10 protein-coding genes and 1 tRNA gene are annotated in these 12,278 nt (G+C 44.7%); 2 read left to right on the top strand and 9 right to left on the bottom strand.

Annotation, left to right across the window (positions count from 1 at the left end):
• Window positions 1–10: 10 nt before the first annotated feature.
• The 6 genes from RTP55_RS04515 to RTP55_RS04540 all read right to left on the bottom strand — a co-directional run bounded on the left by RTP55_RS04515 (window position 11) and on the right by RTP55_RS04540 (window position 5,887).
• The gene (locus RTP55_RS04515; RefSeq protein ID WP_312384523.1) at window positions 11–1,522 is read right to left on the bottom strand and encodes an outer membrane protein transport protein; all 1,512 of its coding nucleotides are present in this window, start codon (window positions 1,520–1,522) and stop codon (window positions 11–13) included.
• 245 nt (window positions 1,523–1,767) lie between these two features.
• The gene (gene infA, locus RTP55_RS04520; protein WP_007116282.1) at window positions 1,768–1,989 is read right to left on the bottom strand and encodes a translation initiation factor IF-1; all 222 of its coding nucleotides are present in this window, start codon (window positions 1,987–1,989) and stop codon (window positions 1,768–1,770) included.
• Window positions 1,990–2,116: 127 nt separating this feature from the next.
• Window positions 2,117–2,923, bottom strand: coding sequence for a tRNA pseudouridine(38-40) synthase TruA (truA, locus tag RTP55_RS04525; RefSeq protein ID WP_312384525.1), 807 nt, complete (start codon window positions 2,921–2,923; stop codon window positions 2,117–2,119).
• 61 nt (window positions 2,924–2,984) lie between these two features.
• Window positions 2,985–4,079 carry an asparaginase gene (locus RTP55_RS04530; protein ID WP_312384527.1) on the bottom strand — a complete coding sequence of 365 codons (1,095 nt, stop codon included), beginning with the start codon at window positions 4,077–4,079 and terminating at the stop codon, window positions 2,985–2,987.
• Between the two features lie 8 nt (window positions 4,080–4,087).
• Window positions 4,088–4,714: an rRNA maturation RNase YbeY gene (ybeY, locus tag RTP55_RS04535; protein ID WP_312384529.1), complete on the bottom strand. Its 627-nt coding sequence runs from the start codon at window positions 4,712–4,714 to the stop codon at window positions 4,088–4,090.
• A 3-nt stretch (window positions 4,715–4,717) separates the two neighbouring features.
• A complete protein-coding gene (locus RTP55_RS04540) occupies window positions 4,718–5,887 on the bottom strand; it encodes a PhoH family protein (RefSeq protein ID WP_312384531.1) in 1,170 nt (389 codons plus the stop codon).
• A gap of 357 nt (window positions 5,888–6,244) precedes the next feature.
• On the opposite strand from RTP55_RS04540, the gene RTP55_RS04545 reads away from it, so the two are divergent.
• Window positions 6,245–6,321, top strand: a tRNA-Met gene (locus RTP55_RS04545).
• 201 nt (window positions 6,322–6,522) lie between these two features.
• On the opposite strand, the gene putP is transcribed toward RTP55_RS04545, so the two are convergent.
• Both putP and trmB read right to left on the bottom strand, forming a co-directional pair.
• Entirely contained in the window at window positions 6,523–8,010 is a 1,488-nt protein-coding gene (gene putP / locus RTP55_RS04550) for a sodium/proline symporter PutP (protein WP_312384533.1), read from the bottom strand.
• 209 nt (window positions 8,011–8,219) lie between these two features.
• Window positions 8,220–9,056: a tRNA (guanosine(46)-N7)-methyltransferase TrmB gene (trmB, locus tag RTP55_RS04555; protein ID WP_409418189.1), complete on the bottom strand. Its 837-nt coding sequence runs from the start codon at window positions 9,054–9,056 to the stop codon at window positions 8,220–8,222.
• Window positions 9,057–9,183: 127 nt separating this feature from the next.
• Between trmB and RTP55_RS04560 the strand changes: the two genes are divergently transcribed.
• Window positions 9,184–10,131: a pilin gene (locus RTP55_RS04560; RefSeq protein WP_050324205.1), complete on the top strand. Its 948-nt coding sequence runs from the start codon at window positions 9,184–9,186 to the stop codon at window positions 10,129–10,131.
• A 137-nt stretch (window positions 10,132–10,268) separates the two neighbouring features.
• Here the strand turns inward: RTP55_RS04560 and htpG are convergent, their stop codons facing one another.
• Window positions 10,269–12,239 carry a molecular chaperone HtpG gene (gene htpG, locus RTP55_RS04565; RefSeq protein WP_312384537.1) on the bottom strand — a complete coding sequence of 657 codons (1,971 nt, stop codon included), beginning with the start codon at window positions 12,237–12,239 and terminating at the stop codon, window positions 10,269–10,271.
• Window positions 12,240–12,278: the final 39 nt, after the last annotated feature.

The following is a 12,278-nucleotide window of genomic DNA, read 5'->3' on the forward strand; positions in this document are numbered from 1 at the left end:
GAAAGTTAGCTTATTTCTTTTGGTAAGATAAACGTACACCGTATACCCAGCCATCATTGTCTTGGAAATCGCCAACAATGCTACCATCGGGTAGTTTCGCTTTGGCATCACCAAACATCAAGTATTTAACGCCGCCTGAGACAGCCCATTCAGGTGTCAAATTGTATTTTGCCCCCAAGCCCACATTCCAGTTACCCTCGACAGGTCCTAGAGAAGTGATGGGATTGCCTGCACCTGAGTCATAACCCACAGCGCCCGAAATAGCTAATTGTGGTGATAGTTTCTTACCTAGACCGACTTCAGCAGTCCAAGCGTCATCGTCATAAGAAACTAAATTTAAACCGCTTGCGCTACCATAGATTTTTGGTTTAATCGCAAAATCGCTCCAAGGTACCCAACGTACTTTTGCAGTTAAAAGAGTTGTTGGATTGAGACCTGTTTGGAAATCTAAGTTAACAGATTTTGGCGTGGTGATAGTGATTTCATTACTTACACCAATCGCACCAAGTGCAGGAAGATTTTCCGTCATAGTGACATCGTGGTCAATTTCTGAGCGATAGGTTAACGCGGCTTTGAGGGCAATTTCAGGTTTTAAATAAGCAATCCCAGCCATCCAGCCATAAGCCGTATCACGCGTAAAATTTGCATCATACCCAGAGGCGGTTTTATAAGCGTTACCACGTAAGTGAACATCACCTTCTAAACGCTGAATCGTAGGACCACCATAGATTTGAATGTTTTTCTTTTCACCCAGTTTTACCCCCAACAGTCCTGTGAAATTTTGGCTGCTGATAGAAACGTTGGTGGCACCTGTGACTTTAGATAAATTTTGTGAAGCTGCTTGTGCGGTAGATAAAGTCTTAACTGCTTGGTTACCAGCCGCAACTTGGGTAGTACCTGCAGCAATCCCTTGTTGAAGTGCAGTAATTTGTGGCGTTAAAACAGGCGCTAATGCAGGGTTAGCAGCCAAAGCAGCTTGGGCTCTCGCTAATTGAGTATTTGCTGCATCTAATCGCGCTTGCCCCGCAGTAACTTGATTTTGGATGGTTGAGATAGCGGTTTGCAGTTCTGTCGCATTGGTAACAGGGAGTGGAATACCTGCATTTTGCAATCCCGCTGCTGCCTGCGCATAGATACCATTCACTATAGAAGTTGGTGTACCAACAAAGTTATTATCGCCAGAAAACTCAACATCGGCGCCCCAAGGCTGATCAAAAAATGCCCCTACGCTGATGGTGTCATTGACATCGGCTTTTGCGCCGAAGTTTAAAAACTGGTAATCATCGGCCATATCAGGGACATTGCGACCAGCGGTAAAGTTTGCGTCAGTTGTCGCAACTTTTGCGTTATCTTTACCCTCGATTGTTGGATCAATAGTAATGTGCTCAACATAGGCAAAAGTACCTTGCTCGGTAAAAGCCCAACTTGGTTGGGTAGAGCGGTCTAGACCGGCGGCATTTGCGATGGAAACAGTAGAAAGCGTAGCAACAGCTAGCGCAAGAGAAGAAATTTTAAATGACATGTGAAGCTCCCTGTTTGATTTTAATCATCACGTCTAACAGCTAATTTAACAAAAACTTATCAGTAAATTAGAATTGACGTAGTACCTTCCTTTGGTTAGGTAAAGAATAATCAAAATTTTAACAATTGACAACCGTAGAATCACATTTTTGTAAGAATTTATTGACCTGAGCAGTCACGAAAAAAAGAGGGTGTTAACTCAATGAGTTAACACCCTCTTTTTACTGACTATATCTAGCTAAACAACTATCGACCGCGGTAAGTAATACGTCCTTTCGATAAGTCGTAAGGTGTCATTTCAACTTTAACTTTATCGCCTGTTAAGATACGAATATAGTTTTTACGCATTTTTCCAGAAATATGCGCAATAATTTCATGCCCATTTTCTAAACGCACTTTAAATAATGTGTTAGGTAAAGTATCGACCACTTCGCCTTCAAATTCAATTACATCGTCTTTTTTTGCCATAATACCTATATCTATGAGTCAAATGTATAAATGCAGATTATACGCTGATGCGTGTGTTATCGCAACTTTTAAGCCCTAAATCAATCAATTGAAAAAAACAGCTAAAAGATTTGCACGCATCGCGTCCTTATTCAGGCAAATTTAGCCAAATAGGGGATAGCCTTGTTGCCGGTAACAGTGATTGAAATTGGGGTGGATATAGCGCGTTGATAAAGTATAACCCATTGGCAGAAGCCGTCGCTGCCGCAAGTGACCGATTTTTGCTCAGTAGCAGTGCTTCAATCCATGCGACTGGCTGTTCACCGCGCCCAATTTCAAATAACGTACCCATAATATTTCGCACCATGTGATGCAAAAAACCATCGGCTTGGATATCCAGTACCAATAGCTCACCATGCTGAATCAATTTGGCAAAATGGACATGACGAACAGGCTGGTTAGATTGGCAAGAAGCGGCACGAAAACTGGTAAAATCATGAGTGCCTTCTAGATAGGTCGCTGCCTGCTGCATCAGTTGGACATTCAGTGGGGCGTATTCATGGGTAATTTGCTGATTGAGTATCGCAGGTCGAAAGGGGTGGTTGAGGGTAATATAGCGGTAGCGTCGAGCAATGGCAGAAAAGCGCGCATGAAACTCAGCGGGCATCACTTGTATCCAGCGCACCGCGATATCATCAGGTAGGAGAGAATTTGCGGCACGCAGCCAATTATAGGGCTGACGCATGGCAGTGGTTTGAAAATGGGCTATCATATTTGACGCATGAACGCCGGCATCAGTACGACCCGCAGCGATGACTTCTATAGGTTCATTGGCTATCTTTGATAACGCTGCTTCAACATGCTGCTGAATACTATCAACTTCTTGTTGGCGTTGCCAGCCGCGATAGCGAGTACCAATAAATTCGATGCTGATCGCATAAGTATTTACAGTCATAAAAAAGCCAATTTTGCCAAAACATACGATAAAAAAGCCTAGTATAACAACTAATCAGTTATTAGGCGACGGTGTGGGTATCTTTTAGACAATGCGCCCAGCGCTGACGGCGGCGAGCAGGGGTATCATAATTGCCAATCAACCAAAGCAGACGCGCAAATATCGCAGGTAAGGTCAATCGTCCCGTCATCAAAACTTCACATTGAGCCAGCCATGCCCCCGCTTCATACGCTTGGCTGACGCCGCCATACGCGCATTGGGTCGTCACTGCAACCAGACAGCCTTGTTTTTTCGCCTGTAATAATTGGTTTTTGATGGATTCGGCATACGGCACATTGCCTGCACCAAATGCCAAAATAATGATGGCATCAGGTTTTTCAGACAATAAATTACCCAAGCGAGTGGCGAGCAACTGCGTATCCACGGGCGTCAGATAGAGTGTGGCAATGTTGGCATAGGACAAGCTGTCAAAGACTTGCGGCAATTGACTCAACCGATCTTCTAGCCACAGTTGATGCTGAGCCTGGGTGATTTTTGCGGTATAGCTATTGGCGGGATAACCAGCACGGTGGTGCCCCACAAACGCCATTAAATCATGGCTATGAATTTTTTGCACCGTTTGCGCAGGCCAATCTTCACCAGAAAAACACACCCGCACCCCAGGCTCACCATGACGGGCTATTTTGCATGCATCAAATAAATTCTGCGTGGCATCGCTCTGCGGGTCGATGCGGTAATCGGTTAACACATTGCTATCAAGCAAAGGTCTCATTGCGCCTGTCACCACAATACTGATATGACTACCCGCAAAACACTCTGCCAAAAAAGCCGCGAGGTAGCTGAGCGTATCCGTGCCTGTTAGCACCACAAATTGGCGAAGCCCTTGCGCAATGGCTTCTACAATCAATTGATAAAAATGCGCAAAATCGGCAGGCGTTAACTGGCTACTGTCTTTAATAACCTCATTATCCAATATCCGCCAATCCACAGGGTCGTGTGCATGGTTTGGGTAGGTGGCAAAATGGGTCTGTAATATCTGTGATAACACAGGTAAAAAAATATCGGCATCTAAGCTGGCAAGCGGTTTGCCATAACTGCCAAAAGTGCCGCCCGCGTAGATGATGCCAATACCTGATTTGGTGATAGATTTACTCAATTGAAATTTTACTCATAAGGGTTGGCAATGGATAACTTATCAAGGACAGCGATTTCAATCGCTTCCATTTCATCTTGCTCAGCTTGCCCAAGTTCATGGTCAAAACCCAGCAAATGCAGCATACCATGCACCAGCAAATGGGTGAGATGCTGCTCTACTGTCTTGCCTTGCTCAGCGGCTTGACTGACCACCACCGCATGGCAAATCACTAGTTCACCTAGCGGCAGTGCGGGCAGTAATTCTAGCACAGCTTCAGGCAACTCACTGGCATAGGATAAAATATTGGTGGCATAGTCTTTGCCACGCGCATCCAAATTGATGGCGCGAGCTTCCACAGGCTCCGTGACATAAATTTCTAATTCAACCGTTTTTTGAAAGATAAATTCACTCAGTTGACTAGGTATTTCGGTAGTGTCTTGATGGGTTTGAAAATACTGCAGAACTTGTTGCAAAATAGCGACAATCTTGTCTTGTTGGTACAAGGCTTCAAGTTCGCCAAAAGTTGGCAGTTCAAGTAAGTCTTCGGCAAAACTAATTATCACTTGACCTATCGGCACTTGACTAAGCGGCGCTTGCGGCAAAGCGCCTGCTAAATCACCTGTTAAATCAATTTGGGTTGGCAAAGCTGATGACATAAGCTACTCCGCGATACCTATATCAATGGGTGCGTTATCAATCGGAGCTTTATCAACCGGTGCATTGTTATCCGTTACCCTGATAGCCGAGCTTGCTGCTTGGGACTGTGCTTGGCTTTGTTCAAGTAGGCGCGATTGCTTTTTGGCTTCTTTAATCGCTTCTTGCGCTTCATCGTATTTATCGTAGGCTTGCACGATTTTTTGAACCAATTGATGGCGTACCACATCTTTGCTATCAAACCGCGTCACATGAATTTCTTCAATATCCGCCAAGATTTCTAGCGAATGCCGCAAGCCTGACTTGGTGCCACGAGGTAAATCGACCTGTGACATATCGCCCGTGATGACCGCCCGCGAGCCAAATCCCAAACGGGTCAAGAACATTTTCATCTGCTCAGGGGTGGTGTTTTGTGCTTCATCCAAAATCACAAACGAATTGTTTAAGGTACGACCGCGCATGTAAGCGAGGGGGGCTACTTCAATGACTTGTTTTTCAATCAGTTTTGCCACTTTTTCAAACCCTAGCATTTCATATAAAGCGTCATAAAGTGGGCGTAAATAAGGGTCGATTTTTTGGGTCAAATCCCCCGGTAAAAAGCCCAGTTTTTCCCCTGCTTCTACCGCAGGGCGCACAAGCAAAATACGCTCAATCTCATTGCGCTCTAGCATATCCACCGCACAAGCCACCGCCAAGTAAGTCTTACCCGTCCCTGCAGGCCCTACGCCAAACGAAACATCAGAGAGTAAGATTTTTTTGACATATTGCTGTTGGTTGTAACCGCGTGGGATGATTTTTCCTTTACGGGTTCTCAAACTAATCGGGGTGAATTCAGTGCTATCTACGCGCTCGCTGCCATTTTCGCTAGCGGCATCATTCTCTAGCGCTAAATCTTGCTCACGGCTAAAACTCGTTTGCACGAGCAGGTGCAAATCTTCTGGCGAGATGACGTCGTTGCTTTGTGATTCATCGGCAAGCTGTGCCAAAATACGCTCAGCACGCGCGACTGAATCTAGTTCACCTGAAATCACAAAATCGGTTTTGCGTTGGTGAATGTGGACTGACAGACGATGTTCAAGGTACTTAATGTGGTTATTGTATTCGCCAAGTAAGGTTTTGAGTTGATGGGCTTTTAGAGATGATAAATCGACCGTTCTGCTGATGGTATCGCTCAAGAGTGCTTCCTTTTATGGGTTTTTATAGTTGTGATAAATCATAAGGTTGAGAGATTAGGGGAGTATGACAGTAACCAATATAATATTTTGGCACGTTGATACTATTATGGTAAATATATGCAAAAATTCAAGTGACGTTCACGGGTTTTTGTCATTTCAAATGATTTTGAGGTCGACACGCAGCCAATACTCAGCCAATGCTCAGCCACGACAGGCAAAAAATTAAATTTTGAGAAAATGAAAAAAAATGTGACAAAATGCTTGACGACATAGGGTTAAATACGCATAATATGCACCCCATGACAGACAAGAAATAGTTTCAAAATTCTGCCTAAATCCTGCAAATTTGCCAAACATGGCGATGTAGCTCAGCTGGTTAGAGCGCACGACTCATAATCGTGAGGTCAAGAGTTCAAGTCTCTTCATCGCCACCATTTGCAAATAACTTAACGCCCAGTATTTTGATAAGTCCCGTATTTTGCTAAGCCAAGCATTTTGATGTTTGGCTTTTTTGTTGCTTGTCATTTGGTTGTTTGTCATTTGACAATAAAAAAATGAAAAAGAAAAACAAAAAAAGGGCGATAGCTGTATCACCCTTTTGTCATTTAAATGACTATTCACATTGTCATTCAATATTAACGAGCATCGTTATAGGCTTTATTGGCATCATCAAAACGTGCCATGACTTTATCAGATGCGGGCGTTAACAGCGATACCACATAGATGGCAATCATGCCTAAAATAAAGCCTGGTACGATTTCATAAAGACTGCTACCGGTTAATGGTTTCCAAGCGATGACCGTCAATGCGCCTACGAGCATACCTGCCAACGCGCCTGTCCCAGTCATACGTCGCCAAAATAACGACATCAACACCACAGGACCAAACGCCGCGCCAAAACCTGCCCAAGCATACGAGACCAATCCTAACACTTTGCTGTCTGGGTTTTGGGCAATGACAATGGCAATCGCTGAGACCAAAAGCACCATGAAGCGACCAATCCAAACCAGCTCTTTTTGCGTGGCAGTAGGGCGAATAAAACCTTTATAAAAATCTTCTGTAATCGCGCTTGAGCATACCAATAATTGACAGCTGAGGGTACTCATGACCGCCGCCAAAATAGCAGACAATACTACACCGACAATCCAAGGGTTAAATAACAATTGTGCCAAACCGATGAAGATACGCTCGTTGTTATCTTTTAAAATGGCAGTTTGTTCAGGATGCACCGTCATATAGGCAAGCCCAAAATAACCGACCGCTACCGCGCCTGCTAGGCATAAAATCATCCAAGTCATACCGATACGACGGGCATTATTTAGTGATTTGACCGAATTTGCCGCCATAAAACGCGCCAAAATATGCGGCTGACCGAAATAACCCAAGCCCCACGCAGCCGCACTGATGATACCGACGAATGACGTACCAAACAGCAAGTTACTGTAGTTTTTGTTATTTGCCTGTGCCGCCATACTGACCGCCGCATGGATTTCATCCATACCGCCTAAATTTAAATAAACCATGATGGGCGCGAATACCAGCGCAAAAATCATCAAACTTGCTTGAATAGTATCCGTCCAACTCACCGCCAAAAATCCCCCAATAAAGGTATAGATAATGGTGGCAAATGCCCCTAGCCACATAGCCGTGGTATAGTCAATTTCAAACAAGCTTTCAAATAGCCGCGCACCTGCGACAATGCCTGAGGCGCAATAAATGGTAAAGAAAAATAAAATAATCGCCGCTGAAACAATTTTAATCAATTGATTGTTGGCGCCAAAGCGGTGGTGAAAGTATTCAGGCAAAGTCAGCGCATTGTTATTAAACTCAGTATGCACTCGCAGTCGACCCGCCACCAAAAGCCAGTTAAAATACGCACCAATCACCAAGCCAATCGCAATCCAAGATTCACTCAACCCCGATACATAAATCGCCCCAGGTAACCCCATCAGCAGCCATCCTGACATATCTGACGCACCTGCCGACATTGCGGTCACGAAACTGCCTAGACTACGGCCACCCAAAATATAGTCATCAAAGTTACGCGTGGCAAAATATGCCGCAAACCCGATGCCCAATACCAAAATCAAATACAACGTAAATGTAATATAAACGGGTGTCATCCCATCACTCCTAAGGTCATCCCGATTCAAGGTAATAAAACCACTAAAAATTGATAGCAGTCATAGAGATTTTACGTGGCATCACACGCTAATCGACATCCTGATAGATACCATCTAATAACGAAAAGTCACATTGTAGAAAAATATCAGGCATAAAAAAAGGATAATCGCTTTGATTATCCTGTTTATGGCATAAAATTGTCAACGCGCTAAATTTTGCGATACATAATATCGTAAATAGCGCGACCTTCCTCCATACCGCGTTTTTCAAATTTAGTCAGGGGGCGAAAATCGGGACGTGGCAAAAAGTTACCTATACCTTCGCTGTTTTTGCCTTCGACATTTGCAAACGCGGTTAAACTATCCATGACTTCAATCATCCAGTGGGCATAATGTTCCCAATCGGTAGCAGCATGGAACATGCCGCCTTTTTTAAGCACCCGTTCCACCACCCTCATGCGATCAGCACTGACAAAACGGCGTTTGTAATGGCGCTTTTTTTGCCAAGGGTCGGGAAAATACAACTGCAGCGTGTCAATATGCGCCGCCGGTAATTGCTGCATCAGGGCAATGGCATCGCCACTGATGAGTTTGAGGTTATTTAGACCCAGTTCCCCTGCCAAAAATGCACAGTTACCCAGTCCTGCCTCATGCACTTCAATGCCGACAAAGTTTCGTGTTGGGTCATTTTTTGCCATTTCTACCAAGCTTGTGCCCATACCAAAGCCAATTTCCAGTGTCAAAGGCGCATCAGGGTTTGAAAATAGCTCACGCAAATTGGTTATGCCACCGATATCCATTGCTTGTATTGCATCCAAATTGGGCTGGACAAAAAAATGGGCAAAGTCTGACTGTAACCCAGCTTCTGCCTTTTTGCCCACATGGGTTTTGCGTTTCATAAAAGTTTGAATGGCGCGATAGTGCGGGGATGAATCAGGGTTTTCATCATTCGGTTGTGGGCTAGTGGGGAGATTGGGAGAAAGCAATGGTGCATCGGGTTTAGCCGCATCGACTGTCTCAGAAGTTTGGGTATGTTGGGGTGTCATCATTTGCAAAAATCGTAGTTGGTGTGATAAAGGGTGGTTGTGATAAAATTCGGCTATTATAAGTGAAAACCCCAAAAAGTAAAAACCTCAACAAGTGAACACAACCAATGGATAATCCCTAATCGCCATGTTATTTCTTGAAAAAACATCACCGCCGCCATTTTGGCAGCCACAGCTAACCGATAAACAGCGTCTGATGTACGACAAAGCCTTTATCGGCAATCGTTCTCAGGCCTATTATCTCAAGCGTTTTGCCCAGTTTGATCAGGCAGGGCGATTGACGGCAAAGTGGCATTGGGCAGGGTTTTTGATGACGTTTCCTTGGCTGTTATACCGTAAGCGATTCTTAGATAGCATTGTCTATTCGGTGGCGGGATGGTCATTTATTCAGCTCAATGTCACCATCATTTTGGTGGCGATAGAGTATTTATTGATACGCAATCTTGATGAAGCGATTCGTATGCCGCTACGTATTGGCATTGGGCTTGCGATTTGGCTGTTTTGGTCAGTGATGGTGGCACGTTGGAGCGATGCTTATTATTATCGGATGGCGCGCCGTGAAATTGCCGATGCGATTGAAATGTATCCGCGGGATGAGGAAAAACAGCTCGCTCATATCCGCAGGCACGGCGGGGTGAGTTTGGTGGGTTTGGCGCTGGCGTTTGGGTTTTATGCGTTTTCTTTGTTTGTAATACAAGTGCAGTTTTTGCCGATTTATGCCAAACAAAAAGCCAATGCCACGCTGTTTGAGGTGCTTGATATCGTAGAAAGCGCACAGGGGCGAGTCGATGCCATCTACAAAGCCACCGGTCAATGTCCTGTCAATACACCACTAAGCACAGATAACCAAAAAGTGGTGTTAAAAGTGCTGACCCAAGCAGAAAGCATTCCAACTGACAGTCATTGTATGATTCAAGCGACCGTACGAGGCGTGCCGTTTCCCAATCGCTGGCTCAATGGTCAGACGCTGACCATGTATCGTATTGGCGATAGTAAAGTCGATGGTAGTTGGGGCTGTATCACCTCACTCAATCGCAAGCAAATCCCCAAACAGTGTATGCTTGCCGAGCGCTGATAAAATAGTTGTCCTTACAACCACTAGCCGATGCGATGGCAGTGGTTTTCAAAAAAAAACCGAAGCCTAAGCAACAGCCTAGGCTTCGGTTTTTTTGTTTTTATTTATGGGTTTTATATTGAAGTCAGCAAAATAACTTACTTCATCAACAACGCATTGACGCGTTTTAGATAAGCGGCTGGGTCTTCAAGCTGACCGCCTTCGGCAAGTAGTGCTTGGTCAAAAATCACTTGCGCGAGGTCATCGAACTGCTCCGCGCTTTCCAATTTTCGAATGAGCGGATGGTTCGGGTTGACTTCTAAAATTGGCTTGCTCTCCGGCACAGGCTGACCCATTTGTTTGAGCATTTGCATCATCTGTGGTGATAGTTCACCATCAGCGGTAACGAGCAGAGCAGGGCTATCCACCAAACGATTTGACACGCGCACATCTTTAGCACGGCTACCTAACACGCCTTTGAGTTTTTCTACCACAGGCTTGAAGGTTTCTTCCGCCTTTTTGGCTTCTTCTTTTTCGGCTTCATCGGTCAAATCACCCAAGTCTACCGCGCCTTTGGCGATGTTTTGTAGCGGTGTGCCATCGTACTCAAACATAAAGTTCATTGCCCATTCATCAACCGGGTTGGTCATTAAGATGACTTCAATGCCTTTTTTCTTGAACACTTCAAGTTGCGGACTGGCTTTGGCGGCGGCAAGGTTTTCAGCTGTTAGATAATAAATCGCCTTTTGACCGTCTTTCATACGACCTTTATAGTCGTCAAAGCTGGTGACCACATTGTCATCAGTGGTAGTGGCATAGCGCAATAATTTGGCAATTTTATCCTTATTGCTTTGGTCTTCACCCAAGCCTTCTTTTAAGACGTTGCCAAATTCAGCATAAAACTGTCTATATTTTTCTTGCTTTTCGGCTTCATCGCTATTGGCTAGGCTAGCTAGCACAGTCAATATACGGCGAGCGTTACCATCGCGGATAGATTTGACATCGCGAGACTCTTGCAGGATTTCACGGCTGACATTGAGCGGTAAATCAGCGGTATCAATCACCCCTTTAACAAAACGCAAATACATCGGCAATAACTGCTCGGCATCATCCATGATAAATACACGTTTGACGTACAGTTTTAGACCGTGTTTTTGCTCACGTTGGTACAGGTCAAACGGCGCTTTTTTAGGGATATATAGCAGCTGAGTATATTGTAGACGTCCTTCGACACGGTTGTGCGTCCAAGTTAGCGGCTCATCATAGTCATAGGTAAGATTTTTATAAAATTCTTGATACTCTTCGTCTTCTATTTCTGAAGGTGAGCGCGTCCATAGGGCATTGGCTTGGTTGATGGTTTCCCATTCGTCAGTGGTTATCATTTGACCTTGGGGCATCTCACCTTTGGCAGTTTCGCCCCCTGCTTCTGAATTAGCAGTCTTTTGCGCGTCAGTGAGTTCTTCTTCTTGCCAAACTTCTTTGCGCATTTGGATGGGCAAGCTGATATGGTCAGAGTATTTATTGACTAAAGATTTGATTTTGTGGCGGTCAAGGTATTCGCTGTGTTCATCGGTAACATGTAAAATCACTGTCGTGCCACGGGTAGGCTTTTCGATGGTTTCGGTGGTGAATTCACCGGTGCCGTCTGAAACCCAGCGTACACCTTGGCTGGCAGGCTCACCTGCTTTACGCGATTCCACCGTGATGGTGTCCGCTACGATAAAACCTGAATAAAACCCCACCCCAAATTGACCAATCAAATTGCCGTCTTGTTTTTGTGCATCGGATAATTTTTCTAAGAAAGCTTTGGTGCCTGATTTGGCAATAGTCCCCAAATGCTCTACCGCATCGGCTTCATTCATACCGATACCATTGTCAATAAAGCTGATGGTTTTGGCATCTTTATCAATATCAATGCGAATACGTAGTTCACTGTCACCTTCATACAGCGCGTCGTTTTGATTGCCTTCAAAGCGCAACTTGTCACAGGCATCAGACGCATTTGAAACCAGCTCACGCACAAAGATATCCGCATTTGAATAAAGCGAGTGGGTGACTAGATGTAATAGCTGCGCGACTTCAGCTTCAAAGCTATGTTTTTTTGGCTCAGGCTTGTTTGAATCTGCCATAGTAAGTAACTCCTAAAAGTAAGAATAAAAATAATTAAC

Source organism: Moraxella sp. CTOTU47579 (assembly GCF_032004885.1).
Lineage (GTDB): Bacteria > Pseudomonadota > Gammaproteobacteria > Pseudomonadales > Moraxellaceae > Faucicola > Faucicola tetraodonis.

Coding starts and splice junctions, on each gene's coding strand:
- RTP55_RS04515 (WP_312384523.1), bottom strand. CDS start 1,522: ATGTCATTTAAAATTTCTTCTCTTGCGCTAGCTGTTGCTACGCTTTCT.
- infA (WP_007116282.1), bottom strand. CDS start 1,989: ATGGCAAAAAAAGACGATGTAATTGAATTTGAAGGCGAAGTGGTCGAT.
- truA (WP_312384525.1), bottom strand. CDS start 2,923: ATGACTGTAAATACTTATGCGATCAGCATCGAATTTATTGGTACTCGC.
- ybeY (WP_312384529.1), bottom strand. CDS start 4,714: ATGTCATCAGCTTTGCCAACCCAAATTGATTTAACAGGTGATTTAGCA.
- putP (WP_312384533.1), bottom strand. CDS start 8,010: ATGACACCCGTTTATATTACATTTACGTTGTATTTGATTTTGGTATTG.
- trmB (WP_409418189.1), bottom strand. CDS start 9,056: ATGACACCCCAACATACCCAAACTTCTGAGACAGTCGATGCGGCTAAA.
- RTP55_RS04560 (WP_050324205.1), top strand. CDS start 9,184: ATGTTATTTCTTGAAAAAACATCACCGCCGCCATTTTGGCAGCCACAG.
- htpG (WP_312384537.1), bottom strand. CDS start 12,239: ATGGCAGATTCAAACAAGCCTGAGCCAAAAAAACATAGCTTTGAAGCT.